The 26476-nt window shown below is 63.4% G+C and carries 24 protein-coding genes; 14 read left to right on the top strand and 10 right to left on the bottom strand.

All coding sequences use genetic code 11. The features are described 5' to 3' along the window. Positions 1-76 precede the first annotated feature (76 nt). Positions 77-859, bottom strand: coding sequence for an ABC transporter ATP-binding protein (locus JF290_RS09315; protein ID WP_199024572.1), 783 nt, complete (start codon positions 857-859; stop codon positions 77-79). A gap of 120 nt (positions 860-979) precedes the next feature. Further along, entirely contained in the window at positions 980-2161 is a 1182-nt protein-coding gene (locus JF290_RS09310) for an ABC transporter substrate-binding protein (RefSeq protein WP_199024571.1), read from the bottom strand. 222 nt (positions 2162-2383) lie between these two features. Between JF290_RS09310 and JF290_RS09305 the strand changes: the two genes are divergently transcribed. Further along, on the top strand, positions 2384-3424 hold the full coding sequence (locus JF290_RS09305) for a PQQ-dependent sugar dehydrogenase (RefSeq protein ID WP_227362715.1): 1041 nt from the start codon (positions 2384-2386) through the stop codon (positions 3422-3424). Here JF290_RS09305 and JF290_RS09300 read toward each other — a convergent pair. Together JF290_RS09300 and JF290_RS09295 are read right to left on the bottom strand one after the other, a co-directional pair. Beyond that, positions 3400-3900 (bottom strand): GNAT family N-acetyltransferase, encoded by a 501-nt coding sequence (locus JF290_RS09300; RefSeq protein ID WP_268912009.1) that lies wholly within the window; start codon positions 3898-3900, stop codon positions 3400-3402. The two genes, JF290_RS09305 and JF290_RS09300, sit on opposite strands and share 25 nt — an antisense overlap. A gap of 20 nt (positions 3901-3920) precedes the next feature. After that, the gene (locus JF290_RS09295) at positions 3921-4925 is read right to left on the bottom strand and encodes a GlxA family transcriptional regulator (protein ID WP_199024568.1); all 1005 of its coding nucleotides are present in this window, start codon (positions 4923-4925) and stop codon (positions 3921-3923) included. Positions 4926-5086: 161 nt separating this feature from the next. On the opposite strand from JF290_RS09295, the gene JF290_RS09290 reads away from it, so the two are divergent. Then, positions 5087-6457: a class II 3-deoxy-7-phosphoheptulonate synthase gene (locus JF290_RS09290; protein ID WP_199024567.1), complete on the top strand. Its 1371-nt coding sequence runs from the start codon at positions 5087-5089 to the stop codon at positions 6455-6457. A gap of 15 nt (positions 6458-6472) precedes the next feature. Here the strand turns inward: JF290_RS09290 and JF290_RS09285 are convergent, their stop codons facing one another. Then, positions 6473-7204, bottom strand: a complete 732-nt coding sequence (locus JF290_RS09285) for a PAS domain-containing protein (RefSeq protein ID WP_233155228.1) — start codon at positions 7202-7204, stop codon at positions 6473-6475. A gap of 237 nt (positions 7205-7441) precedes the next feature. On the opposite strand from JF290_RS09285, the gene JF290_RS09280 reads away from it, so the two are divergent. The 5 genes from JF290_RS09280 to JF290_RS09260 are packed head-to-tail and all read left to right on the top strand — an operon-like array spanning position 7442 to position 11750. Then, positions 7442-8332 carry a YicC/YloC family endoribonuclease gene (locus tag JF290_RS09280; protein ID WP_199024566.1) on the top strand — a complete coding sequence of 297 codons (891 nt, stop codon included), beginning with the start codon at positions 7442-7444 and terminating at the stop codon, positions 8330-8332. A 19-nt stretch (positions 8333-8351) separates the two neighbouring features. After that, positions 8352-8993 (top strand): guanylate kinase, encoded by a 642-nt coding sequence (gene gmk, locus JF290_RS09275; protein ID WP_199024565.1) that lies wholly within the window; start codon positions 8352-8354, stop codon positions 8991-8993. Beyond that, on the top strand, positions 8990-9514 hold the full coding sequence (locus JF290_RS09270) for a gamma carbonic anhydrase family protein (RefSeq protein WP_199024564.1): 525 nt from the start codon (positions 8990-8992) through the stop codon (positions 9512-9514). The genes gmk and JF290_RS09270 overlap by 4 nt, the downstream gene beginning before the upstream one ends. Beyond that, positions 9511-10698: a trans-sulfuration enzyme family protein gene (locus JF290_RS09265; protein ID WP_233155227.1), complete on the top strand. Its 1188-nt coding sequence runs from the start codon at positions 9511-9513 to the stop codon at positions 10696-10698. The genes JF290_RS09270 and JF290_RS09265 overlap by 4 nt, the downstream gene beginning before the upstream one ends. A 5-nt stretch (positions 10699-10703) precedes the next feature. Beyond that, complete coding sequence (locus tag JF290_RS09260; protein ID WP_199024563.1) at positions 10704-11750, top strand: ATP-binding protein; 1047 nt, start codon at positions 10704-10706, stop codon at positions 11748-11750. An 88-nt stretch (positions 11751-11838) separates the two neighbouring features. Here JF290_RS09260 and JF290_RS09255 read toward each other — a convergent pair whose 3' ends face one another. Further along, a complete protein-coding gene (locus JF290_RS09255; RefSeq protein ID WP_199024562.1) occupies positions 11839-12750 on the bottom strand; it encodes a LysR family transcriptional regulator in 912 nt (303 codons plus the stop codon). A gap of 87 nt (positions 12751-12837) precedes the next feature. Between JF290_RS09255 and JF290_RS09250 the strand changes: the two genes are divergently transcribed. From JF290_RS09250 to JF290_RS09220, 7 genes are all read left to right on the top strand, one after another. Next, positions 12838-14064, top strand: coding sequence for an acyl-CoA dehydrogenase (locus JF290_RS09250; protein ID WP_199024561.1), 1227 nt, complete (start codon positions 12838-12840; stop codon positions 14062-14064). A gap of 174 nt (positions 14065-14238) precedes the next feature. Beyond that, a complete protein-coding gene (locus JF290_RS09245) occupies positions 14239-14583 on the top strand; it encodes a protein tyrosine phosphatase family protein (RefSeq protein WP_199024560.1) in 345 nt (114 codons plus the stop codon). Between the two features lie 24 nt (positions 14584-14607). Then, complete coding sequence (locus JF290_RS09240) at positions 14608-16350, top strand: SulP family inorganic anion transporter (RefSeq protein ID WP_199024559.1); 1743 nt, start codon at positions 14608-14610, stop codon at positions 16348-16350. A 319-nt stretch (positions 16351-16669) separates the two neighbouring features. Then, positions 16670-18331 (top strand): class I adenylate-forming enzyme family protein, encoded by a 1662-nt coding sequence (locus tag JF290_RS09235; protein WP_233155226.1) that lies wholly within the window; start codon positions 16670-16672, stop codon positions 18329-18331. A gap of 98 nt (positions 18332-18429) precedes the next feature. Next, the gene (locus JF290_RS09230; protein ID WP_199024651.1) at positions 18430-19710 is read left to right on the top strand and encodes an acyl-CoA dehydrogenase family protein; all 1281 of its coding nucleotides are present in this window, start codon (positions 18430-18432) and stop codon (positions 19708-19710) included. Positions 19711-19712: 2 nt separating this feature from the next. Next, complete coding sequence (locus tag JF290_RS09225) at positions 19713-20486, top strand: SDR family NAD(P)-dependent oxidoreductase (protein ID WP_199024557.1); 774 nt, start codon at positions 19713-19715, stop codon at positions 20484-20486. Positions 20487-20496: 10 nt separating this feature from the next. Continuing rightward, positions 20497-21270, top strand: coding sequence for an SDR family oxidoreductase (locus JF290_RS09220; protein ID WP_199024556.1), 774 nt, complete (start codon positions 20497-20499; stop codon positions 21268-21270). A 57-nt stretch (positions 21271-21327) separates the two neighbouring features. Here JF290_RS09220 and JF290_RS09215 read toward each other — a convergent pair whose 3' ends face one another. From JF290_RS09215 to JF290_RS09200, 4 genes are read right to left on the bottom strand one after another with little or no spacing between them, the layout of a single operon-like run. Then, entirely contained in the window at positions 21328-22350 is a 1023-nt protein-coding gene (locus tag JF290_RS09215; protein WP_199024555.1) for an amidohydrolase family protein, read from the bottom strand. Next, complete coding sequence (locus JF290_RS09210; protein ID WP_199024554.1) at positions 22347-23219, bottom strand: acyl-CoA thioesterase; 873 nt, start codon at positions 23217-23219, stop codon at positions 22347-22349. Before JF290_RS09210 ends, JF290_RS09215 begins: the two co-directional genes overlap by 4 nt. Continuing rightward, positions 23220-25193 carry an acetoacetate--CoA ligase gene (locus tag JF290_RS09205; RefSeq protein WP_199024553.1) on the bottom strand — a complete coding sequence of 658 codons (1974 nt, stop codon included), beginning with the start codon at positions 25191-25193 and terminating at the stop codon, positions 23220-23222. Then, positions 25190-26407 carry a serine hydrolase domain-containing protein gene (locus JF290_RS09200; protein ID WP_199024650.1) on the bottom strand — a complete coding sequence of 406 codons (1218 nt, stop codon included), beginning with the start codon at positions 26405-26407 and terminating at the stop codon, positions 25190-25192. The genes JF290_RS09205 and JF290_RS09200 overlap by 4 nt, the downstream gene beginning before the upstream one ends. Positions 26408-26476: the final 69 nt, after the last annotated feature.

Genomic DNA, 26476 nt, shown 5'->3' with positions numbered 1-26476 from the left:
TCATCTTTGCGAAAATACTCCGGGGGAGTCGCCCGGCAGGGGCGGCGGGGGCAGCGCCCCCTGACGACGGCCCACATCATGCCCCCACCTTGTCCTTGTTCTTCAGACCGGTGCCCAGATAGGCCTCGATTACCTGCTCGTTGGCCTTGATCTCGTCGAGAGTCCCCTGGGCGAGGACCTTGCCCTCGGCCATGCAGATCACCGGATCGCAGAGACGGTCTATGAAATCCATGTCGTGCTCGATGACCACGAAGGTATAGCCGCGCTCCTTGTTGAGACGGATGATCGCGTCGCCGATCGTGTTCAGAAGGGTCCTGTTCACGCCTGCGCCGACTTCGTCCAGAAAGACGATGCGCGCGTCCACCATCATCGTGCGGCCCAGCTCCAACAGCTTCTTCTGACCGCCCGAGACCTGTCCGGCCTTGTGATCCGCCAGATGCTCGATCGTCAGAAACTCCAAAACCTCGTCGGCCTTGGCGCGTAGAGCCCGTTCCTCGTTCGCGATCCGCTTGCGTCCGAACCAGGTGTTCCACAGCGTCTCGCCCGACTGGTTGCCCGGCACCATCATCAGGTTTTCCCTGCAGGTCATCGAGCCGAACTCGTGCGCGATCTGGAACGTCCGCAACAGGCCCTTGTGAAAGAGATCGTGCGGCGGCAGTCCGGTGATGTCCTCACCGGCCATGGTGACGCGTCCCGAAGTCGGTTCAAGAACGCCCGCGATCACGTTGAAAAGGGTCGTCTTTCCTGCGCCGTTCGGGCCGATCAATCCGGTGATTGACCCTTCGGCGATCTCCAGCGTCGCGCCATCCACGGCGTGAAAACCGCCAAAATGCTTGTGCACGTCTTCAACGACGATCATCGCACCCCCTGCGCCCTGTTGTCCGGGCCTGTCCCAGGCCGCTTTGGCGCGGCCTCTTGTCATCAAAACAGCCCGGGCGCAAGCGACCCGGGCTGCCTCGTTTTCATTTCCTCTCGCGGATCAGCGGAACTTGACGGTCGTGTTCTTGCCGTCCTGCACTTCGATCTCGCGGTAGCTGCCGGCGCTTTCGCCCGGTCCGATCAATTCCACGGCCGAGGCCCCGACATAGTCGATGTCTCCGCCGCCCTTGATGATCTCAAGGCCCTTGGCCAGCTCACCGGGATAGATCTTCTCGCCGGGCGCGTTGGCCACCTCGAGGATCTTCTCGCCATAGACCGCGGGGTCTGTGGAATTGGCCGCCTGCATCGCGAACATGAACAGCGCAGCCGCATCATAGCTCTCGGGCGTGTAGGGCGAGGTGGCGTCGAAGGCGTCGCCCGCCATTCCGGTCAACTTCTCGATGCCATCTCCGCCGGATCCTGCGATCTGCCCGAACGATCCGTTCAGGTCGGGACCGACATTGGTGGGCAGACTGTCTCCGATCATGCCGCCGGGCAGCCCGAAGGTCTCGAACGCACCGGAATCCAGCGCCGCGTTGATGATGCCAAGACCACCCTGGTCGAGATAGCCCGCGACCACGAGGATGTCGCCACCGGCCGAGGCCAGCGCGCCCACTTCGGCGGAATAGTCGGCCTTGCCGTCCTCATGCGCCGCGCTGATCGTGACTTCGCCGCCCACCGCCTCGAACGAGGTGACGATGGCGTCGGCCAGACCCTTGCCATAGTCGTTGTTGGTGTAGGTCAGCGCGATCGACTTGATGCCGCGCTCGGTCAGAATATCGGCCATGACCTGTCCTTCGCGGGCATCCGAAGGAGCAGTGCGATAGAACAGGCCGTTGTCGTCCATGGTGCTCAGCCCGGGCGAGGTCGCCGAGGGCGAGATCATGACCATTCCGTTGGGGATGGCGACGTTCTGCAGGATCGCGCCGGTGACGCCGGAACAATCGCCGCCAATCAGCCCGTTGATCCCATCGGCGATCAGGCGTTCGGCGTTCGAGGTCGCAAGACCGTTGTCGATGCATCCGGTGTCGGCGCGCAGAGGCGTCACGGTGGCACCGTCCAGCAGCGCGCCGCTGTCGGTGACTTCCTTCATCGCCATTTCGGCGCCCGCCGCCATCGGCCCGGTCAGGGATTCGATCGGTCCGGTGAACCCGAACAGGACGCCCAACTTGACCTCGGTCTGGGCAAGAGCCGATCCGGCCATCAGCGCCGTGGCCGCTGTGGCCATAAGCAGTTTCTTCATGTGTTCTCTCCCTGTTGGAACATGTTTGTCCGGCGGCAAGGTTAGGCAAGCACGCCTGAAAAGGGAAGCGAAAACAAGGCGCGGCTCCAGTTGCGTCAACTTTGCGTCAGCCTGCTCGCCCTCAGCGTGAAACAGCTTAATATCGGTTCAATCATGGAGGTTTGCATGCAAAAAATAACCCTTGTTCTGACCGCAGTCGCGCTGTCGCTGGGAGCCGACCCCATGCCACGTGAAGCGCACGCCCAACAGGTGCAGATCACCCCGGTCGTCACGGGGCTCGACACGCCATGGGGGTTCGATTTCCTGCCCGACGGCGGCGTTCTCGTCACCGAGCGCGACGGTCGGTTGCTTCATGTCAAGGATGGCCGCGCACAACCGGTTTCGGGCGTGCCATCGGTCTTCGCAAGCGGACAGGGCGGGCTCCTTGACGTAATGGTGCCGCGGGATTTCGTCAGCAGCCGCGAGATCTTCCTCTCCTTCTCGCGCGATCAGGGGCGGGGCGCTGGGACGGCAGTCGCCAAGGCGCGGCTGTCCGCGGCGGGCGACTCCTTGGAAGGTCTCGAGGTGATCTTCGAATCCGCGCCGGAAAGCCGGGGCGGCCGGCACTTCGGCAGCCGCGTGGTCGAAGCGCGCGATGGCACGCTCTTCGTCACCATGGGCGACCGCGGCGACCCGGACACGGCGCAGGACCGCAGCCTCCACAACGGCTCGATTTTGCGGATCACCCGCGACGGGGCCACGCCCGCGGACAATCCCTTCGTCGGGCAGGCGGGCATTCAGCCCGAGATCTGGTCTTTCGGGCATCGCAATCCGCAGGGTGCGGGGCTCGATACCGATGGGACGCTCTGGACAGCGGAACACGGAGCCCGCGGTGGTGACGAGGTCAACCGCATCCGCAAGGGTGCCAATTTCGGCTGGCCGGTGATCTCGTACGGGCGAAACTACTCAGGCACCAAGATCGGTGAAGGCGTGGCGAAACCGGGAATGGAGCAGCCGGAATACTATTGGGACCCGTCCATCGCACCATCAGGTCTGATGGTCTATTCGGGCAAAATCTGGCCGGCCTGGCGCGGCGACATCTTCGTCGGTTCGCTCAAATCAGACCACATCGCACGGCTTGAGGGATCCCCTCTGCAACTCGTCGAAACGCTGGCGTTTCCGGAAACGGAACGGGTGCGTGACATCGACGAAGCGCCGGATGGCGCGATCTGGTTCCTGTCCGAAGGGCAGGGCGCTCTCTATCGCATGACGCCTGGCGGTTGAATGGCCGGGCGTGGCAGCCGGTAATAGGCGGTGTCGCACCATTCGGTGCCGCCATAGAGAAAATCCTGTTTGCCGATGCGCTCTATCACAAACCCCAGGACCTCAAGCAAACGGCAGGACCGCGTATTGCGCGGGTCGACTTCGGCGGTCAACGCCTCGCAATCTGGAAAGGCGGCAAAGGCGCCGGGCAGGATCGCCTCCATTGCTTCGCGCACCAGCCCCTTGCCCCAATGCGCGCGGTTCAGGATGAATCCAACCTCCGGCTTGTCCCAGACCCCAGCCTTGCCGACACATTTTCCGTCGAGATCAAGGATGAATTCATAGCGGGTCGTGGGGTCGGCCTTCATGAACGCATCCAGAAAGGCACGGGTCTGCGCGATGTCGGTGTTTGCCGGTCGGTCCCAGTAGCGCATCGTCTCCGGATCCGAGAAAATCGCGTGTAGCGGCAACAGATCGTCGTCGCGCGCAGGTCGCAACAGCAGGCGCGGCGTGCGGATCAAATGGACAATCGCGCCGCGTGGCTGCCCCGTTCACGATAGGGAGTCGTGTCGTAATGCGCCCGGTAGCACTTGGAAAAATGCGAGGGGCTTGCAAAACCGCAGGCCAAGGCGACGTTGATCACGCTCATGTCCGTCTGCATCAGGAGGTTGCGGGCCTTTTGCAGGCGCAACTCCATGTAGTATCGCTTGGGAGAGCGGTTCAGGTAACGCCGGAACAGCCGCTCCAACTGCCGCGTCGACATGCCCACGTCGCGCGCCAGGATCGACGGGCTGATCGGATCCTCGATGTTGCTTTCCATCATCTGGATCACCAGGCTCAGCTTGGGATGGCGTACGCCGATACGCGTCGGCACCGACAGGCGCTGCGTGTCCTGATCGGTTCGGATGCTGGAATAGATCAGCTGGTCGGCCACCGCGTTGGCCAGATCTTCATCGTGATCGTCCGCGATGATTTTCAGCATCAGGTCGATCGACGAGGTGCCGCCGGCAGTGGTCATTCGGTTGCCGTCGATCACGAAGACCGATTTCGTGAGCACCACCTCGTCGAATTCCTCGGCAAAGCTGTCGGCGTTCTCCCAATGGATCGTCGCCTTCTTGCCATCGAGCAGACCGGCCTTGGCGAGCGTGAATCCGGCCGTGCAAAGGCCCCCGATCATCAACCCCTTGCGCGCTTCGCGGCGGACCCATCCGAGCAGCCGCTTGGTTGTGGCTTCCTGAACGTCGATGCCGCCGCAGAGCATAACTGTGTCGTCGCGGTTCAACTCGATCAAGTCGGCGTCCAGCTTGAACTGGGTGCCCGCCGAGCAGCTGACCGTGTCGCCGCCTTCGCCGATCAGGCTCCAGGTATAGACCTCACGACCGATCATGCGGTTGGCGATACGCAGGCTTTCCAGCGCCGACGCGAAACTGAGCATGGTGAAATTGTGCAGCAATACGAATACGAACCGGCGGGGTTTGGCCGAGCTTCGATCGACATCGACAACTTTGCGTTGTTCTTGCATTGCTGGCCCTTCGGTCTTGACGCCCCGACCGAAGCCCCGGCGCACCTGCCTCACCTTGGTCAGAGCTTGTCCGCGTCGTCAAGGGTCGCAAATCGCATATGGCCACGCGCGCCGGCCTTTTGTATAGAGACAGCCTGACACGCCGAACGGAGATGAGAGCGATGAGCGAGTGGCAAAAAACCGACTGGCGCAAAAAGCCGCGGGTTCAGATGCCCGACTATGGGGACACCGATGCCCTGCATGCGGTCGAGGCGCAATTGTCCAAGTATCCGCCGCTCGTTTTCGCGGGCGAGGCACGCCGGCTCAAAAAGCATCTCGGGGCCGCCGGGCGCGGCGATGCCTTCCTGCTTCAGGGCGGTGACTGCGCCGAGAGCTTCGAGCAATTCAGCGCCGACAGCATCCGCGACACGTTCAAGGTGATGCTGCAGATGGCGATGGTGCTGACCCACGGCGCCAAGGTGCCTGTGATCAAGGTCGGCCGCATGGCGGGCCAGTTCGCCAAGCCGCGCAGCGCACCGACCGAAATGGTCGATGGTATCGAACTGCCGAGCTATCGCGGCGACATCATCAACGAACTGGCCTTCACACCCGAAGCGCGCCGGCCCGATCCGGCCAAGATGCTCCAAGCCTATACCCAGGCGGCAGCGACGCTGAACCTGCTGCGGGCCTTTTCGACCGGCGGCTACGCCGACGTGAACCAGGTTCACGCCTGGACGCTTGGGTTCACCGAGAGCAAGAAAGCCGAAGCCTATCGCGAAGTCGCCAACCGGATCAGCGATACGCTCGATTTCATGAAGGCGGCCGGCGTCACCCAGGACACGGCTCATACACTGCAATCGGTGGAGTTCTACACCAGCCACGAAAGCCTCTTGCTGGAATACGAAGAGGCGCTGACCCGGCGCGACTCCACCTCGGGCAATTGGCTCGCGGGGTCTGGCCATCTGATCTGGATCGGCGACCGTACACGGCAACCCGATGGCGCCCATGTGGAGTTCTGCCGCGGCGTGCTGAACCCGATCGGCCTCAAATGCGGGCCGACGATGACCAGCGACGACCTCAAGCTGTTGATGGAACGGCTGAACCCGCAGAACGAACCGGGCCGGTTGACGTTGATCGCCCGCTTCGGCGCGGGCAAAGTCGGCGAACACCTGCCGCGCCTGATCAAGACGGTGCGCGAGGAAGGCGCCGAAGTGGTCTGGGTCTGCGACCCGATGCACGGCAATACAATCAAGTCCACCACCGGCTACAAGACCCGCCCGTTCGATTCCGTCCTGCGCGAGGTGCGCGAGTTTTTCGCCGTTCATGCCAGCGAAGGAACCGTGCCGGGCGGTGTGCATTTCGAGATGACGGGACAGGACGTGACCGAATGCACCGGCGGCGTGCAGGCGGTCAGCGAAGAGGATCTGTCGGATCGCTATCACACGGCCTGCGACCCGCGTCTGAACGCGAGCCAGTCGTTGGAGCTGGCCTTCCTTGTCGCGGAGGAACTGTCGTCGCTGCGCGCGGCGCGGCTCGATCGCGCGGCGGGCTAGGTCACGGCAAGTGGGTCAGCTGTCTGTCTTGACGAGACGCAGATAGGGCACTTTGCCTTGGATCGCGCTCTGTGCTTCGGCGAACCCCTGCACGGCTTCTTCCGGTCTGGTGGGTCGTGTCGGCTCGGCGGGGTCGGCCACGACCGCCTCGGGGGCGGGCGTCAGGGCGGCGGGCGGCTGGGCGTTCACATCACGTAGCGAGCGGCCCGCCAGGTCGAAGCGACGGGGATGGGTTCCGATGTCACCGTCTGCGATAAACACCCCCAGGATGCGGCTGCTTTCGCCCAGGTCGCTCTTGAGCGGTAGCAGGATCATCCGCGCTTCGCAGGATCCACGTAGCGGCTGCCGTTCACCTTCCAGCGTCAGCTCGGCGATCGCCGGTGTGTCGAACACGTGCTCGAGGATCGCGCCCATGTCGGGGCGGGCGGCGGGGGTGAAGAGCGCCGTGATCGGCATGCCCCGCACCTCCATCCCGGCGAGCTTGCAGATATGCTGCCCGGCGAGGCGGAAGCGGGCGACGCCGGGTGCGACTCGTTCCAGCACGAATGCATATTCCAGCACCTGTTCGAGCCCGCGGGGGTCGATCTGCGACCGGTAGGGGATGTCCGCGCCCTTGCGTAGCGCGCTCCAATAAGCCTCGGCCTGGCGGATCGGCGACAGGCCGGCCCCGCTGCGGAACCGATCCATGGCCACCACCTTGTCAGAACCGAACTTGCGCAGGATGCTGATCATCTTCAGGTCTCTCATTATATGCGCCCACCACATTCGCACCGGCTTTGCCCTTGGGACAAAACCTCCATGTTAGGACTTGCTTCAGAATGGTTACTCAACCGTTAACCTGACAGATTTTTCGACATTTTGAAGCAGAAGCTGGGCAAATGGTTAACGTCTTGCGGCGTCTCCGGGGGCTTGCCCTCATGGCCGAGAGTCCTTTAGGTGCGGCCCAGACCGTGCTGCCCGCGCGGCATGTTCGGAGACCCGCCCATGATCAGTTCGATGACAGGTTTCGCCTCCGCCAAGGGATCGCTTGGCGCCCATGCCTGGGGCTGGGAGCTGCGCAGCGTCAATGGCAAGGGACTCGACCTGCGGCTGCGGGTGCCGGACTGGCTGGAGGGGCTCGAGGCCGCTTTGCGCGCGGAGCTGTCGCGCGCGGTGACACGGGGCAACGTGACGTTGAACCTGAAGGTTGCACGCGATGACAGCCAGGCGGCGCTCACCCTGAACGAGGCCGCACTTGACACAGCCCTGACAGCGCTTGCGCGGATCGACGACATCGCCGCCGCGCGCGGTGTCGCGCTGGCCCCGTCGCGCGCCAGCGACCTTCTGGCGCTGCGCGGGATGATGAACAGCTCCGCCGAGGAAGACGACGTGGTGGCGCTGGTCGCACAGCTCAAGGCGGAGTTTCCCCCGCTGCTTGCCCAACTCGTCGAAATGCGCCGGGTCGAGGGGCGGGCCCTGGCAGACATCTTGACGACCCAGCTCGACACCGTGGACAGCCTGACCGCCCAGGCTGCAACCCTGGCCGATGCGCGCAAGGAGACCGCGGCCGCGACACTCCGGATCAACCTCGCCCGGGTGCTCGACAATGCCGAGGGCGCCGATCCGGCGCGTGTGGCACAGGAACTCGCGCTTCTGGCAGTCAAGGCTGACGTGACCGAGGAGCTTGACCGGTTGACAGCCCACGTCGCCGCGGCGCGCGATCTTCTGGCCAGTGGCGGACCCGTGGGGCGCAAGCTCGACTTCCTGATGCAGGAGTTCAACCGTGAAGCCAACACGCTGTGCGCCAAGGCTCAATCCAGAGAATTGACTGCCGTTGGACTGGAGTTGAAGGCGGTGATTGACCAGATGCGCGAGCAGGTCCAGAACGTCGAATGACCGCGAAAGGAACCCAATCATGATACAGCGCCGCGGGCTTTTGATCATCCTGTCCTCGCCCTCGGGTGCGGGCAAGTCGACCCTGGCACGGCGGCTGCGCGTCTGGGACCCGTCGATTGTCTTTTCGGTCAGCGCCACCACCCGTGCGCCGCGCCCCGGCGAAACCGACGGTGTGGACTACCAGTTCCTGTCCGAAGCCGAGTTCAAGACCCAGGTCGCCGCCGGTGAGATGCTCGAACACGCCCATGTCTTCGGCAATTTCTACGGCTCGCCACGCGGACCGGTGCAGGACGCGATCGACGAGGGAAAGGACGTGCTCTTTGACATCGACTGGCAGGGCGCCCAGCAGATCCGCAATTCGGCGTTGGGGCAGCATACCCTGTCGATTTTCCTTCTGCCGCCCTCGATCACCGAACTGAGACGCCGACTGGAAAGCCGAGGGCAGGACGACGCCGCCACTATCGCGCGGCGGATGCAGAAGAGTTGGGATGAGATCAGCCACTGGGACGGCTACGATTTCGTCCTGGTCAACGACGACCTGGACGCCACCGAGGAGCGGCTGAAAACCATCGTCACCGCCACCCGCCTGCGCCGCAGCCAGCAACCCGGCCTGACCGGGCATGTGCGCAAGCTTCAAACGGAATTCGAGGACAGAGCATGACAGTCTATTCGTTCGCCGGGATTGCCCCCGACCTTCACCCCGACAGCTGGATCGCGCCGGATGCCAACCTGATCGGCAGGGTGGTCATCCAAGAGGGCGCGAGCGTCTGGTTCGGCTCGACCCTGCGCGGGGACAACGAGGAGATCCGCCTCGGCGTGGGCAGCAATATCCAGGAAAACTGCGTATTGCACACCGACATGGGTTTCCCGCTTACGATCGGGAGAGATTGCACCATCGGACACAAGGTCATGCTGCATGGCTGCACCGTGGGCGACAACACGTTGGTCGGCATGGGCGCGATCATCCTGAACGGTGCGAAGATCGGCAAGAACTGCCTGATTGGGGCGGGAGCGTTGATCACCGAAGGCAAGGTCATTCCGGATGGCAGCCTTGTCATGGGCGCGCCGGGCAAGGTGGTGCGGACGCTGGATGATGCTGCGCTGCAGGGGCTGACGGCGGCGGCGCTGCACTATCAGGAACGGATGCGTGCCTATCGCGACGGTCTGGAGATCGTGCGATGATCCGCAATTCCAAGGGCTCGCTCATGCGCCCGGTGCCGCTGCCGGACAGTGCCAGCCGTCCCGTGGTGACCCCGCTTTCGCCCTCCGTGGTCTATGCCTCGGAAACGCCCGACGCGCTGGATGACCAGTACGAAGGTCGGGTGCACGGCTATACCTATTCCCGCGAGGGGCATCCCAACGCCGACGTCGTCGCGGCGCGGCTCGACGATATGGAGGGGGCCGAAGGCGGCGTTGTCACCGGATCGGGCATGAGTGCGGTCAGTGCGGTCCTGCTCGGGCTGCTCAAATCGGGCGATCACGTGATCGGGGGTAACCAGCTCTATGGCCGGTCGCTGCGTCTGATGGCCGAGGATTTGCCACGTCTTGGCATAGCCACATCTCTGGCCGATCCCGGAGATGTCGACGCTGTCCGCGCTGCAATCCGGCCCGAAACGCGGCTGCTGCTGGTCGAGGCGGTGTCCAACCCAACGTTGGCGGTGGCCGATATAGACGGCCTGGCCACGCTTTGTCGCGAGCACGGTATTCTTCTGGCCGTCGACAACACCTTCACCACTCCGCGCGGGTTCCTACCTTTCGAGCATGGCGCGGACATCGTGATCCATTCGATCACCAAGCTGCTGGCAGGCCATTCCGACGTCATGCTCGGCTACGTGGTGGCAAAGGACCAGGCATTGAACGACAGGATGCGGGTCTTCGCGGTGACCACCGGGCTGACGCCCAGCCCGTTCGATTGCTGGCTGGCGGAACGCGGCATGCTGTCGTTTGATCTGCGGTTCGACCGTGCGCAGGCCACGGCGGCCGCGCTGGCCGACCACCTCGCCACCCTGCCGGGCGTCGCCCGCGTGCTCTATCCGATGCGCGCGGATCACCCGGACCATGCCCGCGCGGCAGAGCTGCTGCAGGGGCAGGGCTGCAACATGGTCAGTTTCGAACTGACCGGTGGGCGCAACGCGGCCAACGCCTTCACCCGCGCTGCGGACGGGCTGAGCTTTGCCCCAACGCTGGGAGATGTGGGCACGACGCTGTCACATCCGGCCTCTTCCTCGCACCGGGCGCTGACTGCGGAAAACCGTGCAGCACTGGGGTTGAGCGAAGGCTTCTTCCGCGTGTCGGTCGGGCTCGAGGATCCCGAAGCACTCAAGCAGGTTTTCACCGACGCCGTGGCCGCAGCAACAACGGGCTAGGGGGCATGCCCACGGCTCAGATCAATGCCCTGCTCGAAGCGGTCCCGCTGCCGCTGCTGGTCGTGGATCGGGAGGAGTGGATCATTGCGGCCAACACCGAGGCGACGCGCCTGCTGGGCGCCGGCATCGTCGGGCGGCACTTCGCCAATGTTCTGCGCCAGCCCGAGGTCATCGCCGCCATCGAGGCGACGCTGAAGGATGGGCAGGAGCATCTGGCGCGCCACAGGGTCAACCAGGGTGCGCAGGACGCACCGTTGGACGTCACCTGCCGTGCAGTCGAGGGTATCGCGCCAGGGGCCAGAGGAGCCGTGGTGATCACCTTCCAGGATCGCGCCGATATGGAGCAGGCCGGGCAGATGCGGCGCGATTTCGTGGCCAATGTCAGCCATGAACTGCGCACACCGCTGACCTCGCTGATCGGGTTCATCGAAACGCTGCGTGGTGCCGCGCGGGACGACCCCGGCGCCCGCGACAGGTTCCTGTCAATCATGGAAAGCGAGGCCGGACGGATGAACCGTTTGGTTGGAGACCTTCTGTCGCTGAGCCGGGTCGAAGCCGAGGAACGGGTACGCCCGACGCGGCCACTGGACATGACGGCGCTTCTGTCATCGGTTTTGACCTCGCTTGCGCGCGTTGCGAAGGACAGTGGCGTCACTTTGTCCCTCGATGCGCCGCACACTCCGGTCATGATCCCCGGCGATGACGACCAACTGCGCCAGGTTTTCAACAACCTTGTTGAGAATGCGATCAAGTACGGCGGATCCGGCGGCAGCGTGAGCGTTGCGGTCCGCCTGATCGAGCGCGACCCGTTGCTGCGCGGCGAAGCGGTCGAAATCCGCGTGATCGACAAGGGCCCCGGCATCGACGATATCCATCTGCCACGCCTGACCGAACGGTTCTACCGCGTCGACAGTCATCGCAGCCGCCAACTGGGCGGGACCGGTCTCGGCCTCGCCATCGCAAAACATATCGTCAACCGTCACCGCGGCCGGTTGAAGATCGCCAGCGAACTGGGCAAGGGCACGACTTTCATCGTGGTTTTACCACGCTGAGGCTGATCCTCACGGATACGACACGCAGTTCGTGGCCGACGCAGCGCACTATACCGAAAAGTGCGTTTCAATGAAGGCCGAGACGGCCTCAACGCGGCAATGGATCTTCGGCCTGCGCTTGCGGCGCCAACCAGTCGCGGAAAGCGCACAGCGCCGGGTCGCGCGCCTTTTCCTGTGGCCAGACGAGGTAGTAAGCGCCCTGCGCGTCCGTCGGCTCGGGATAGAGCGCCACCAGCCGGCCCTGCGCGATGTCCTGTTCGGCCAGGTAGTCGGGCATCAGAGCGACTCCCAGCCCGTGCAGCGCGGCCTGGGTGATGGTCGAGAACTGGTCATAGAGCGTGCCGGGCAGGGGGCCAGACTGTGGCAGGCCGCGCGCGTTGAACCAGTCGGGCCAGGCGCGGGGGCGAGTCTGGATATGCAGAAGCGGCATGGCGCGGATATCACGGGCCTTGAGCGGCGTGGCGCCGGACACGAGCGTGGGGGCGCAGACCGGGATGACCTGCTCGTGGCGTAACAGCAAGCTGTCTGTCCCCGGCCATGCCCCGTCGCCGAAATGCAGCGCGGCATCGAAACCTTCGGTGGCAAAGTCGAAGGCCTGGAGCCGGGTCGCCATGTTGATCGTGATATCGGGATGGCGGCGCGCGAAATCCGGCAGGCGGGGCACCAGCCAGCGCATGCCGAAAGTCGGCAAAATGGCGAGGTTCAGGGTCCCTCCGAGGGGCGCGGCCTGCAGACCGAGCGTGGCGCGTGCGATCTGTTGCAGGGCCTGGCGCGCCTCGGCTGCGTATTTCTGCGCCGCAGGGGTCAGGATAAGCCGGTTGCGGTCGCGCTGGATCAACTCGGCTCCGACCTGCTGTTCGAGCGCCTGCAACTGCCGGCTGACCGCGCTTTGCGTCAGGTCCAGCTCCTCGGCCACCGCCGAGGCCGTACCCAGCCGGTCGAGCGCTTCGAGCGCACGCAGAGAGGCGATCGAGGGAAGAAGGCGGCGCGGGGCGATCATGTATGATCTATTCTCATACCTGCTTGCGAAAGTCTCGCTGTTTTCCGCCTCCGAACTTGCGTAGGCTGGCAAAAAAGGGAGCACAACATGAATATCGCCGACAAACCGGCTCTGAAAGCCAAGGACGCGCCCAATCTGGGTGCTTTCGACTGGGAAGACCCCCTGCGCCTGCAGGACCAGCTGACCGAGGATGAGCGCATGATCGCGGCATCGGCGCGGGCCTATGCGCAGGAAAAGCTGCAAACGCGCGTCACGAAAGCCTACGCTACCGAGGAAACCGATCCGTCGATCTTCCGCGAGATGGGCGAAATGGGTCTATTGGGCGTGACTGTGCCCGAGGAATACGGCGGCCTTGGTTCGGGCTATGTCAGCTATGGGCTGGTCGCCCGCGAAGTCGAACGAGTCGACAGCGGGTACCGTTCGATGATGTCGGTGCAAAGCTCGCTGGTGATGTATCCGATCTACGCCTATGGCAGCGAGGCGCAGCGGCGCAAATACCTGCCCAAGCTCGCAAGCGGCGAGTTCATCGGGTGTTTCGGCCTGACGGAGCCAGATGCGGGCAGCGACCCTGCGGGCATGAAAACACGCGCCACCAAGACCGCAAACGGCTACAGCCTGTCGGGCTCGAAGATGTGGATTTCGAATGCGCCGATCGCCGACGTATTCGTTGTCTGGGCCAAGTCCGAGGCGCATGGCGGAAAAATCCGCGGTTTCATACTCGACAAGGGCATGAAGGGTCTGAGCGCGCCGAAGATCGAAAACAAGATGAGCCTGCGGGCCAGCATCACCGGCGAGATCGTCATGGACGGCGTCGAAGTCGGAGAAGACGCCCTGCTGCCGCATGTAGAGGGGCTGAAGGGGCCGTTCGGTTGTCTGAACCGGGCGCGTTACGGCATCAGTTGGGGCGTGATGGGAGCGGCCGAGACCTGCTGGCACGCGGCGCGGCAATATGGACTCGACCGGCAGCAGTTCAACCGCCCCCTGGCGCAGACCCAGCTGTTTCAGAAGAAACTCGCCGACATGCAAACCGAGATTGCGCTTGGCCTGCAGGCCAGCCTTCGCGTGGGACGGCTGATGGATGAGGCCGCGGCAGCGCCCGAGATGATTTCGATCGTGAAGCGCAACAATTGCGGCAAGGCGTTGGACATCGCCCGCCTTGCGCGCGACATGCATGGCGGCAATGGTATCAGCCTCGAGTTTCAGGTGATCCGCCACATGATGAACCTCGAGACCGTGAATACCTATGAGGGCACACATGACGTACATGCGCTGATCCTCGGCCGGGCACAGACCGGGCTTCAGGCGTTCTTCTGAACAAGACACAGGTCGCGACAGACAGCTAAGACCGGGCAAGCGCCCGGTCTTTTTCGTTCAAGTCCTTTCCGGATGGGTCGGACGGAAAATCGTCGCATACAGGGAACGGGGGTTCACAAGCACACAGAAAAACATATATCAAAAAAAAGATACGTTACGCAGAGGAGCGACGTCATGAATATTCGGAAAGTTGCCAGCGACATCGCGGTGTCCGATCAACTCGGCCCGAAAGACCTGCCGCTCGTCAGGTCACTCGGGTATCGCAGCGTGGTGTGCAACCGTCCGGACGGTGAATCCGGCGATCAGCCGCTGTTCGAAAGCGTCCAGACCGCCGCAGAGCTGTCGGACATCGCGACACGCTATCTGCCCATCGTGTCCGGTGCGCCGACACCCGATGCAATAGACGAAATGCGCATCCTGATCCGCGAGCTGCCCAAACCGATCCTGCTCTATTGCCGATCCGGTGCACGCAGCGCGATGCTTGTCGAGGCCGCGCTTGCCGGCCGATCGGATCAGTAAAAATCCACGGGCGAGGGGCCTTGCATGAAGTGGCGGAAAGCTCTGCCGGTCCTTGACTGGGCCCGCAGTTATGATCGTATTCAGTTCTCCGGTGATGCGCTTGCGGCGGTGATCGTCACGATCATGCTGATCCCGCAATCACTGGCCTATGCGCTGCTTGCCGGCCTTCCGGCCGAAGTAGGGATCTACGCCTCTATCGTGCCGCTGATTGCCTATGCGCTGTTCGGAACAAGTCGCACTTTGGCGGTGGGTCCGGTGGCCGTGGTTTCGCTGATGACCGCGTCGGCCTTGGCGCCTCTGGGTCTCACAAGCGTCGCCGACTACGTCGCAGCGGCAGCGGTGCTCGCGCTTCTGTCGGGACTTGTCCTGATCGCCATGGGGGCGCTGCGTCTCGGCGTGGTTGCGAACTTCCTCAGCCATCCCGTGATCGCCGGGTTCATCACGGCGTCGGGGCTGCTGATCGCTGTCGGTCAGGTGAAACACCTGATGGGGATTCAGGCCCAGGGCCACACGCTGCCCGAGATCCTCGGTGCCCTCTGGACCGGGTTGCCGCAAATCAACCTGGCCACGCTGGTCACTGGCGGCGCGGCGCTGGCTTTCCTGCTCTGGGCGCGATGGGGGTTGTCGCCGATGCTGCGATCACTTGGCGTCAGTTCCTCGCTCGCCGCGACACTGGCCCGGGTCGGTCCTGTCTTCGCGATTGTCGGCACGACGCTGGCCGCATGGGCTTTCGACCTTGAAGGGGCAGGGGTGGCGCTGGTGGGCGAGGTTCCGACCGGCCTGCCGCCGCTGGGTCTGCCGACGGTCGACCTGTCGTTGCTATCGGCCTTGATCGGGCCTGCGATGCTGATCTCGATCATCGGCTACGTCGAAAGCATCTCTGTCGCCCAGACCCTTGCAGCGAAACGCGGACAGCGGATCGAGCCGAACAACGAACTCTTCGCGCTGGGGGCGTCGAACGTCGCATCGGGCCTGTCCGGCGGGTATCCGGTGACCGGGGGCTTTGCCCGTTCGGTGGTGAATTTCGATGCCGGAGCGCAAACGCCGGCCGCCGGCGCCTTGACAGCGATCGGGTTGCTTGGCGCGGCGCTCTTCCTGACGCCGTTGCTGTATTTCCTGCCGACCGCGACCTTGGCGGCCACGATCATCGTGGCGGTGTTGTCGCTGGTCGACCTGTCTATCCTGTCCCGCAGCTGGTCCTATTCGATGGCGGATTTCGCCGCAGTTCTCGTCACAATACTTCTGACGCTGTTTGCCGGGGTCGAAATCGGTGTGGCGAGCGGGGTGGTGGTGTCGCTTGTTCTGTTCATCTGGAAGACGTCGCGCCCGCATGTAGCGGAGGTCGGTCTGGTGCCCGGAACCGAACACTTCCGCAACATCAACCGCCACACCGTTCAGACCGATCCGACGATCCTGACGCTCCGGATCGACGAAAGCCTGTACTTCGCAAATGCACGCCGGATGGAGGATGTCGTGCTGGCCCGTGTTCACGGCGATACGTCACTGCGGCATGTGATCCTTATGTGCTCGGCGGTGAACGAGATCGACCTGAGCGCACTGGAGTCGCTCGAAGCAATCAACGCGCGGCTGCATGACATGGGGCTGACGCTGCATCTGTCCGAGGTGAAAGGCCCGGTGATGGATCGACTTGAACGCAGCCATTTCCTGGACGTCCTGACGGGACAGGTTTTCCTGTCGCAATTCGTGGCGTTTCAATCGCTCAGGTCCGGTGTGGATGCCAAGGTTGTCGCGGCAGGCGCGGCTTGAACAACCTCATCTCTCTGACCAATAAGGCGTATAATCAGTATTATGTTTAATAACTGGATAGCCCCAGCCTTGCCATGATTGGTGTCGATCTCCGCAAGACGCAATGCGGAACAGTGTTTCGACAAGCGGTATTGGCAGCGCCTTTCATCCGGTCTAACGTTCGCCAAGGACTCACGCGGAACTCCGTGCGGGTGCTAACGGGAGGACATGCGATGATGGAGATCGGCTGCGTGCACGCCGAAGCGACGGGATTGGGCGCGACATGAGTGTTGCCCTGTCCCTGAAGGAAGCGGTTCACGAAATCACCACGACGAACCCGATGTTCGAATTGACCACGGCGATGATCCGTGGCGTTGAGTATCGGGTGTTCAAAAACATCCCACCCCATACGCGCGCTCTGCTGCAGGCCAGTCGCGAAGCACAGGGAAATGGCACTGCCGAATACCTGGTATTCGGCGAAGAGCGCTGGACCTATGACGAATTTGTCAACGATGTAAGTCGGATGGCGCATGTTCTTCAGTCGGAGTTCGGCGTCCGCGAGGGCGTGCCGGTGGCGATCGCCATGCGCAATCTTCCGGAATTTCTGGTGCTCGTGATGGCGATCTCGTCGCTGGGTGCAGTGGTCGTCTTTCTGAACGCGTGGTGGACGAGCGAGGAACTGGACTATGCGCTGCAGGACAGCAAGGCCCACCTCGTCTTTGCAGATGGCGACCGGGCCGCGCGACTGCAGCCCTTGCAGGAGACGCTTGGTCTGACGCTGGTCGGCGTCCGTGATGCCGAAGAAACTTGCAATCTGCGTTATACAGATTTGCGTCTTGCAGCGCCGGAACATCCGCTTCCCGACGTGGAAATCGACACCGACGACGATTTCGCGATCATGTATTCGTCGGGCACAACGGGTCATCCCAAGGGCGTGGTGCAAACCCATCGCGGCGCGATGAACGCGGTCTTCACTTGGCTGATGCAAGCGGCGATGGCGCCGTTGATGAGCCCTCCGGAGCCGGATACGCCACCCGCCCCGCGGCCGTCCGTCCTGATCGTGACCCCGCTGTTCCATGTTACCGCGACCCATCCGATGTTCCTGCTCAGCCTGCCTGCTGGTGCAAAGCTGGCGTTGATGGGCAAATGGGATGCCGAAACGGCCGCCCGGATCGTGGAGCGCGAAGGCATCACACGCTTTCTGGGTGTGCCGACCCAATCGGCGGATCTTTTGCAAGCTTCAGAAAAGATCGGTACATCTTTGGAAACGCTGGATTATATCGGCTCCGGCGGCGCTAAGCGACCGGCAGCGCAAGTCGGACAACTCGCCGAGCGCTTCAAGAGGGCCGATATCGCGACCGGCTGGGGCATGACCGAGACCAACGCTGTCGGGATCGGCATGGCTGGTCCAGAGTACGTCGCGCGTCCGGGAAGTGCCGGCAGGTTGCACCCACCGGTTCAGGATTTGCGTTTCCTCGACGAGGCCGGGCGTGACGTTCCCCTTGGCGAGGTCGGTGAAATCACTATAAAAAGCCCGTGTAACATGCGGTGTTACTTGAACAAACCCGAAGCCACAGCCGAAGTGCTTCAAGATGGCTGGCTGCGCACCGGCGATCTCGGCGTGATCGATGCCGACGGCTATGTCACGATCGTGGACCGCAAGAAGAACATCATCATCCGAGGCGGCGAAAACATCGCCTGCCTCGATGTCGAAGGCGCTCTGCATCGTCATCCGTCTATCGCAGAAGCCTGCGCGTTTTCTGTGCCGCATGCCCGCCTCGGTGAAACCGTCGGCGCGGCGGTTCAACTGCGGCCCGGCGCAAAGATTACCGAAGCGGATTTGCGCGAGTTTCTGGGTGAGCACATTGCGCGTTTCAAGATACCCGAACTTTTCTGGTTCGACCACGCTCCCCTGCCCCGCGCCGCGACCGACAAGATCGACCGGAGAAGCATCCGCACCCGTTGCCTGGAAACGCTGACGCAAGGTGCCGCCACCGCCTGACCCGGGCTGACCCACCAATATACATGCGAGACCAGCGGCGAAGGCCGCACACAGAGAGAGAAGGAAGACCCATGTCAATCGCCAATCATCCGCCGGAAATGAACGACCTGTCGATGTCCGAAGGCGCCCGTCCGTTGCTGGATGCGGTCGTCAAGCATATTGCCGAGAACGTCGACCCCATCACCGAGGAATTCTATCGCCTGGGTGAAGGTCGTGCCGACCGTTGGTCGTATGCACCTGGTCAGCTGGAGCTGCTGGAGACCGCCAAGAAGAAGGCGCGCGAGAACGGGTTGTGGAATTTCTTCCTGCCCAATGCCGAAACCGGCGAAGGGCTGTCGAACCTCGACTATGCCTATATCGCGGCGGAATTGGGCAAGAACCCGCTGGCCTCTGAAACGCTGAATTGCTCCGCACCCGACACCGGCAACATGGAGGTGCTGGAACGCGTCGGCACGCCGGAACAGAAGGAAACATGGCTGAAGCCGCTGCTCGCCGGTGAAATCCGCTCGGCCTATGCGATGACCGAGCCGAATGTCGCCAGTTCGGATGCCAAGAACATCTCCACCACCGCAGTTCTGGATGGAGATGACTGGGTCATCAACGGCGAGAAATTCTATATCTCGGGCGCCGGAGATCCCCGCTGCAAGATCATGATCACCATGGTCAAGACCTCGCCCGAGGCGGAAACTTTCAAACAGCAATCCCAGATCCTGGTGCCCATGGATACGCCGGGCGTCACGGTCGTGGGCGGAATGCACGTGTTCGGCCATGACGATGCGCCGCACGGGCACATGCATATCCGGTTCGAGGATGTCCGCGTGCCGAAGGAGAACATCCTGCTTGGCGAAGGTCGCGGTTTCGAGATCAGCCAGTTGCGGCTCGGACCGGGACGCATCCACCACTGCATGCGCTCCATCGGGGCGGCCGACCGGGCGCTCGACCTGATGCTGGATCGGGCGATCAACCGCCAGGCCTTCGGCAAGCGCATCATCGATCTCGGCAAGAACATGGAGACGATCTCGCGCGCGCGGATCGAGATCGAGGCCATGCGCATGATGGTTCTGAAGGGTGCCCGCGCCATGGACGTTCTGGGCAACAAGGAAGCCCGCGTCTGGGTGTCGGCAGTCAAGGCGATGGTGCCCGAGAAGGTCTGCAACATCATCGATCAGGCGATTCAGGTCCATGGCGCTGCAGGGATTTCGCAATGGTTCCCGCTGGCCGAGATGTATACCGGACAGCGCACTCTGCGTTTCGCGGACGGCCCTGACGAGGTGCATCACCATGTGGTCGCGCGCGCCGAGGTGCAGAGCTTCCAGGCCTCCAACGATCGCAAGCCGCAGCCCGGATTGGGACGCGGCAAGAAGTTCGAGGGACCATGAGCATGAGCGATCTGTTCGACCTCACAGGCAAGGTGGCGCTGCTGACCGGCGCCTCCAAGGGCATGGGATTGCACATGGCGACGGCGTTGGCGCGACACGGTGCCACCGTCGTGATCTCGGCCCGCAAGCAGGATCAGCTCGATACGGCTGCGGCAGGTATCAACGCGGCGGTCGGCGCCGAGCGCGCGATCCCGGTGGCCTGCAACGTTGGCTACAAGGATCAGTTGCAAACGCTTGTCGACACCGCGCGCGAACGGGCCGGACCCATCGATATCGTCGTCGGCAACGCCGGGGTTAACCCCTACTACGGGAAAACCTCGGAGATCCCCGACGAGGCCTATGAAAAAACCATGGCCGCCAACGTGCAATCGAACCTCTGGCTGGCACAGATGGTCGTGCCCGACATGGTCGCCAAGGGCAACGGCTCGATCATGTTCACAAGCTCCATTGGCGCTTTCAAGCCCTCGGTCATGCTTGGCACATATGGCATGTCCAAGCTGGCCTTGATCGGTTTGGTGCGCAACCTCGCGGCCGAATTCGGTCCGAGCGGTGTCAGGTTCAACGCCATCTGCCCGGGCCTGGTCAAGACCGATTTCGCGCGCGAGCTCTGGGACAATCCGGACGTCGAGGCACGGATCAAGAACGACATCCCGCTGCGGCGTTTGGGCGAGCCCGAGGATTTCGAAGGGCTGGCGGTATTCCTGGCGTCGGATGCCAGCCGCTACATGACCGGGCAGGCGCTGACCGTTTGCGGCGGCTCGAACATGTGGACATGAGGAGCGCGCAATGGAGCTGAAGGACAGGATTATCGTCATCACCGGTGCCGCCAGCGGCATCGGACGCGCCATGGCGCTGCGTTTCGCACAGGAAAGCGCAAAGAAGATCGTCTGCGCCGACCTTGACCTCGCGGGCGCAGAAGCGACGGCCGAGCAGATCGACGGGATTGCCCGCGCCGTCAACGTGGGGGTCGAGGCGGAAGTCGAGGCCCTGATCGACCATGTCGAGACCGAGGTCGGGCCGATCGATCTGTTCTGCTCGAACGCGGGGATCTCGATCGCCGGGGGCGTCGAAGTGCCGACCGATGAGTGGCAGCGGATCTGGGACATCAACGTGATGGCGCATGTCTGGGCGGCGCGCTGCCTGGTGCCGCGGATGACGGCGCGTGGCGGCGGTTACCTGCTCAACACCTCGTCGGCGGCCGGATTGCTGAACCAGGTCGGCTCTGCCCCCTACGGTGTCACGAAACACGCGGCGGTCGGGTTGGCCGAGTGGCTGGCGATGACCTACGGCGATGACGGGATCAAGGTGTCGGTTCTCTGCCCTCAGGCGGTGCGCACCGAGATGACCCGGGGCCACGAGGATCACGTGGCGGCCATCGACGGGATGATGGAGCCCGAACCGGTCGCCGAGGCTTGCGTGCAGACCATCCGGGAGGAGAATTTCCTCGTGCTGCCCCATGCCGAGGTTCTGGGCTACATGCGCAAGAAGACCGAGAACTATGACCGCTGGATCGGAGGCATGCGCAAGCTCAACCGCCGGTTCGGTGGTTTCACCGATTAGGGGTGAGACTCAACTCCAACTTCGGGGGCATTTTCGAGGGGAAAAACGCGGAACCGCTCAGATGCCGTAAACGGCACGGGCGGTTCCGGCGAAAAGCCGGTCTTGAGCATCGCCACCATAGTTTGCCGCGATCTTCTTGAAACCGTTCCACAGGATTGGATAGGCGATCGACACGCGGTCGACCGGGAAGTTGCTTTCGAACATGCAGCGCTCCGGGCCGAAACAGGCGATCATGTGTCGATACCACGCGCCCTGCTGGTCGACCAACTGGTCCGAGCTTGGCGGCAGCGTGCCCTTGTCCCAGTCCCAGCCATTGTCCGGCATCGCGAACCCGCCGAGCTTGGCGACCACGTTGGGGCATTCGGCCAGTTTCGCCATGTCCCGCTTCCAGGTCGGAAAGATTTCGTCGCGCCGACCTTTGAAGCGGCCAACGCCGAGCGGGGTGCCGAAATGGTCGAGAACCAGCGTGGTGTCCGGCACCGCCCGGGCCAGGGCGAGAAAGGCGTCGGCCTGGTGATGGTAGTGCCAAGTGTCGTAGGTCAGACCCCGGTCTCCCAACCGCGCGACACCGCGACGGAAGGCCGGATCAGCGTAGAGGACGGGCGCGCCGCGTCCCGGGATCATCAGCGCCTCCGGATCGGGATCATGGGCGCCTGCGTGACGGATACCGACGAGCAACCCCTGCCCCGCAGCGACATGGGCGTCGAGAACCGTGTCGAGATCGTCTCGGCGCAGATCCGCGTGGGCCACGATGCCCGCGATCCTGGCTCGGCCGGGTGGGATCGTGGCGGCGAGCCGGGCCACCTGCGCGGTTTCTCCGACCGGTTTCAGGTGATCAGGTGCCGTATGATCGTAGTAGGAGCGACACTCGATATAAACGGTCTGGACGATGTTGTGTCCCGAGCCGGTATCGGCAGCCAGCGCATCGAGTTCGTAGACCGCATCACCATGATGCCAGAGGTGGTGATGCGGATCGACGATCTCGCGGTAGGGATCGATGATCTCCTCCTGAACCTGCGCCAACCACTCCTCGCGCAGCTCGATGCCCGGAACCCAGTTTGGATAGCGTCCGACGCTCATGTGGCGGACTTGCGCAGCGGTCGCAGCAATCCCTCCTGCGCGACGCTTGCGACGCGCGTGCCGTCCTGATGATAGATCGCACCGCGATTGAACCCGCGCGCGCCGCCGGTGAACGGCGCGTCCATCGTGTAAAGGTGCCATTCCTCGAAACGGATCGGCGCGTGGAACCACATCGCGTGATCAAGGCTCGCGCTCATTACCTGGCGCTTGAACCAGGTGAGACCGTGGGGCCGCAGGGACGAGCCAAGCAGGTTCATGTCCGAGGCATAGGCCAGCAGGATGTGCTGCATCTGCGGGCTGGTGCCTGCCGCATCGGGCATCCGGAACCAGAGGTGGTTCTCGTCGCTCACCGGAACGGGCTCGAACAGATCGCGCGGTGCGACCTCGCGGATCTCGATCGGGCGCGGTCGCAGAAACTCGGCGCGGAAGGCTTCAGGCACACGGTCGGCATCGCGGTCGCGCAACTCCGCCCGGTTGGCGAGCCCGTCGGGGCCTTCGACCTCGGGCATCGGGTGCTGATAGTTCCAGCCATCCTCGGCCACGTGGAAAGAGGCAGACATGTTGAGGATCTGCCGCCCGTGCTGGATCGCGACCACACGCCGGGTCGTGAAGCTGCCGCCGTCGCGCGCTCGATCGACGCTGTAGATCACCGGGATGCTGGGATCGCCGGGCCGGATGAAATAGGCATGAAGCGAATGGCACAGCCGATCGGGCACGGTCTTGTAGGCGGCTGCGAGCGCCTGCGCGATGACCTGACCACCGAAGATGCGAGTCGTCGTTTCGCCCCCTGCCCCGCTGCCCCGAAACAGGTCCACTTCGAGTGTTTCGATATCCAGCAGGTCGAGCAGTTCCCTGGCTGCGTCGTTCATTCAACTGTCTTTCGGCTTGGCCGCGCGTGCAGCGGCATAGGGGACGATATCGTCTAGACTATCAGGGTTGGCCATGGAATCCCGGTTGACGACCTGCGCCGTATCGTGGCCCAGCAGGATCTTCTTGACCGGAACCTCCAGCTTCTTGCCCGACAGGGTGCGCGGCACCTCGCGGATTCGGACGATCTCGTCCGGCAGAAACCTAGCCGAGACCGTTGAGCGGATCGACTCGCGGATCCTGTCTCGGATGTTGTCAGTCAGTTCCTGATCAGGCGCCAGCACGACGAAGAGCGGCATGAAGCTGGCCTGTCCAAGGTATTCCAAGTCAACCACCAGCGAATCCAGCACTTCTGGCAGGGACTCGACAGCCTGGTAGATCTCGGCGCTGCCGAGCCGAAGGCCCCGGCGGTTGATCGTGGCATCCGAGCGGCCATAGATCACCGCGCCCCCCTCGGGCGTGATCTCTATCCAGTCGCCGTGGCGCCAGACGCCGGGATAGGCGTCGAAATAGCTGTCATGCAGGCGCTGCCCATCCCTGTCGCCCCAGAAGTAGAGCGGCATGGAGGGCAGCGGTTCGGTGCAGACCAGTTCGCCGACCTCGCCGACGAGTTCCCGACCCTCATCATCAAAAGCCCGCACCGCGTTTCCGAGAAAGCGACACTGCATTTCACCAGCGCGGACAGGAAGCATCGGATTGCCGCCGACGAAGGCACCGCAGAAATCGGTTCCGCCCGAGAACGGCGCGAGCCAGACGTCGCGCTTGACCGCGTCATAGACCCAGTCATAGCCATCCGCCGTCAGGGGGGATCCGGTGACACCGATCGCCCTCAAGGCGCCCAAATCGAGAGCGTCGCGCGGCCGGATGCCTGCCTTGACGCAGGCGGTGACGAAGGCCGCGCCCGCGCCGAAGAAGGTCAGGCGGTGATCGGAAACGAAACGCCAGACGGCCATCATGTCCGGGTGGTTCGGCGCTCCGTCGAACATCGCAACTGTGGCCCCCTGCCCCAGCGCAACCATCTGGGCGTTCCACATGATCCATCCCGACGAGGTCAGCCAGCAGAAGCGATCCTCGAAAGACAGGTCCTGATGCAGGGATTGCTTGACGCCTTCCAGCAGGACGCCTCCGTGACCTTGCACGATGGGTTTGGGGCTCCCCGTGGTGCCCGAGGAATAGACGATCCAGAGCGGCTGATCGAACGGCACCTGAACAAAGTCAGGGGCGGCCTTGTCCGACAGGAGATCGGACCAGCGCAGCATGTCGCCGGTTTCAGTGGCGACAAACGGCACTAGGATCGTGGCCGTGAGGCTCGGCAAACCCGCGCGGATCGTATCGACCACCGCGCGCTTGTCGATGGTCTTGCCCGCGTGGACATAGCCGTCCTGCACGATCAGCAGCTTGGGCTCGATCTGGCGGAACCGGTCGAGGATCGCGACGTGCCCCATGTCGGGCGCGCAGAGCGACCAGATCGCACCGATGCTGGCCGTGGCGAGACAGGCGATAAGCGCGGTTTCGGTGTTGGGCAGGATCGCGACGACCCGGTCTCCCTGCTCGACGCCCAGCCGCTTCAGATGCGCAGCGACACTGGTCACCCGGTCGGACAATTCGCGCCAGCTCAACTCGCTGGTCCCGAAGGTTTCGGACTGCACGATGAGCGCCGTCGCGTCCGGAGTCTTTTCTGCCTGTCGAAGCATATGCTCGGCAAAGTTCAACCGCGCACCGGGAAACCATTCGGCTCCCGGCATGACACGCTCTTTCAGGACGCATTCGGGCGGCGTGCTGAACCGGATGTCGAAGTATTCGACGATCGCTGACCAGAAGTCCTCGATCTCCGTGGTACTCCACGTCCAGAGCGCGTTGAAATTGGCGAACTCCAGACCCTTCTTGTCCTTTAGCCAACGGGTGAAGGCAGCCATGCGAGTGGCGTCGGCCTGCTCGCGGGTCGGGGTCCAGAGAACAGGGCGCGCGTCACTCATGGCACAAGCGCCGCCTGTACCAGCGCCTTCAACTCGGCCCGTGCGGGATAGGAGCTGGAGGGCGACAGCTGCGTAAAGAAGACGACCGACATGTCCTGCGCACGATCGAGCCAGAAGAAGGTCGACGCCATGCCACCCCAACTGAAGTCTCCGACACTGCCCGGACATCTTGCGCGCGCCGGGTCCAGCACCACCGCGCCGCCGAGGCCGAAGCCCATGCCGTCCATCGGCTGTTCCGCGAAACTCTGCGGGCCCATCGAGGCGATGTCGCCGTGAAGATGGTTGTGCAGCATGAAGTCGACGGTGGCCGGGCCGAGGATGCGGGCGTTCTCACAAATCCCGCCCCGGCGCAGCATTTCGACGAAGGCCATGTAATCGTCGATGGTGCCGACCAACCCGCCACCACCGGAATAGAGCGTCGCCGCCTCGAAGGGAGACGCGCCGTGCCGATCGGTCAGTCGCAGGGTCTCGCCGCCCTCACGCGCGGCGTTCAGATCCATCGCATTGCCCGCCACAGGCGTGTAGAGCGAAGCAAACCTGTCACCTGTGCCCTCTGGCACGGAAAACCCCGTCTGGCTCATTCCCAACGGGCCTAGGATATGGTCGCGGAAAAAGCTGTCGAGATCCTGGCCCGAGACCACCTCGACCACGCGTCCGAGGATGTCGATGGCGACGGAATACTCCCACCGCTTTCCGGGCTTGAACGCCAATGGCAGTTCGGCAACCTGATCGACCATGTCCGCCAGCCGCCCCTGACGGGGACCGAAGATGATCTTTCGCTCGTCCATCTCGCGCGGCAACACGCCGGGATTGAACGGATAGCTGAGCCCGCTGGTGTGGGTCAGAAGCTGGTGGATCGTTGGCGTGGCGCAGCGTTCCGCCTGGTCGATGCGCTCGGCACCTGGTATCAGAGCAGACATCTTGGAAAAGACAGGCAGCAGGGCCGAAACCGGCGTGTCGAGCGTGAACAGCCCCCGTTCGACGAGCATCATCACCGCGACCGAGGTGATCGGCTTGGTCATCGAATAGATCCGCGCCACCGTGTCGCGCTCGAACGGCAAGCCGTCTTCGACATTGCGCAGGCCGGTGGCGTTGAACCAGACTTCCTTGCCGTCCCGCGCGATCAACAGCGAAGACCCTGCGAACTTGCGGTCCTGAACATAGCGGTCCATCCAGGTTTCGATCCGTTCCAGCCGGTCAGGGTCGAGCCCCATGGTTTCCGGGCGCGCCTCTTTCATCTTGTCCTGTCCTTCCATGGTCTTGCCGTACGCCGCGCGCTCCTG

The sequence above is a fragment of the Sedimentitalea arenosa genome (assembly GCF_016428585.1).
GTDB classification, from domain to species: Bacteria; Pseudomonadota; Alphaproteobacteria; order Rhodobacterales; family Rhodobacteraceae; genus Sedimentitalea; species Sedimentitalea arenosa.
Note: the sequence above shows the minus strand (reverse complement) of the source record. Positions and strands in the feature narration are given on the sequence as shown.

Coding starts and splice junctions, on each gene's coding strand:
- JF290_RS09315 (WP_199024572.1), bottom strand. CDS start 859: ATGATCGTCGTTGAAGACGTGCACAAGCATTTTGGCGGTTTTCACGCC.
- JF290_RS09310 (WP_199024571.1), bottom strand. CDS start 2,161: ATGAAGAAACTGCTTATGGCCACAGCGGCCACGGCGCTGATGGCCGGA.
- JF290_RS09305 (WP_227362715.1), top strand. CDS start 2,384: ATGCCACGTGAAGCGCACGCCCAACAGGTGCAGATCACCCCGGTCGTC.
- JF290_RS09295 (WP_199024568.1), bottom strand. CDS start 4,925: ATGCAAGAACAACGCAAAGTTGTCGATGTCGATCGAAGCTCGGCCAAA.
- JF290_RS09290 (WP_199024567.1), top strand. CDS start 5,087: ATGAGCGAGTGGCAAAAAACCGACTGGCGCAAAAAGCCGCGGGTTCAG.
- JF290_RS09285 (WP_233155228.1), bottom strand. CDS start 7,204: ATGAGAGACCTGAAGATGATCAGCATCCTGCGCAAGTTCGGTTCTGAC.
- JF290_RS09280 (WP_199024566.1), top strand. CDS start 7,442: ATGATCAGTTCGATGACAGGTTTCGCCTCCGCCAAGGGATCGCTTGGC.
- gmk (WP_199024565.1), top strand. CDS start 8,352: ATGATACAGCGCCGCGGGCTTTTGATCATCCTGTCCTCGCCCTCGGGT.
- JF290_RS09270 (WP_199024564.1), top strand. CDS start 8,990: ATGACAGTCTATTCGTTCGCCGGGATTGCCCCCGACCTTCACCCCGAC.
- JF290_RS09265 (WP_233155227.1), top strand. CDS start 9,511: ATGATCCGCAATTCCAAGGGCTCGCTCATGCGCCCGGTGCCGCTGCCG.
- JF290_RS09260 (WP_199024563.1), top strand. CDS start 10,704: ATGCCCACGGCTCAGATCAATGCCCTGCTCGAAGCGGTCCCGCTGCCG.
- JF290_RS09255 (WP_199024562.1), bottom strand. CDS start 12,750: ATGATCGCCCCGCGCCGCCTTCTTCCCTCGATCGCCTCTCTGCGTGCG.
- JF290_RS09250 (WP_199024561.1), top strand. CDS start 12,838: ATGAATATCGCCGACAAACCGGCTCTGAAAGCCAAGGACGCGCCCAAT.
- JF290_RS09245 (WP_199024560.1), top strand. CDS start 14,239: ATGAATATTCGGAAAGTTGCCAGCGACATCGCGGTGTCCGATCAACTC.
- JF290_RS09240 (WP_199024559.1), top strand. CDS start 14,608: ATGAAGTGGCGGAAAGCTCTGCCGGTCCTTGACTGGGCCCGCAGTTAT.
- JF290_RS09235 (WP_233155226.1), top strand. CDS start 16,670: ATGTTCGAATTGACCACGGCGATGATCCGTGGCGTTGAGTATCGGGTG.
- JF290_RS09230 (WP_199024651.1), top strand. CDS start 18,430: ATGAACGACCTGTCGATGTCCGAAGGCGCCCGTCCGTTGCTGGATGCG.
- JF290_RS09225 (WP_199024557.1), top strand. CDS start 19,713: ATGAGCGATCTGTTCGACCTCACAGGCAAGGTGGCGCTGCTGACCGGC.
- JF290_RS09220 (WP_199024556.1), top strand. CDS start 20,497: ATGGAGCTGAAGGACAGGATTATCGTCATCACCGGTGCCGCCAGCGGC.
- JF290_RS09215 (WP_199024555.1), bottom strand. CDS start 22,350: ATGAGCGTCGGACGCTATCCAAACTGGGTTCCGGGCATCGAGCTGCGC.
- JF290_RS09210 (WP_199024554.1), bottom strand. CDS start 23,219: ATGAACGACGCAGCCAGGGAACTGCTCGACCTGCTGGATATCGAAACA.
- JF290_RS09205 (WP_199024553.1), bottom strand. CDS start 25,193: ATGAGTGACGCGCGCCCTGTTCTCTGGACCCCGACCCGCGAGCAGGCC.
- JF290_RS09200 (WP_199024650.1), bottom strand. CDS start 26,407: ATGGGGCTCGACCCTGACCGGCTGGAACGGATCGAAACCTGGATGGAC.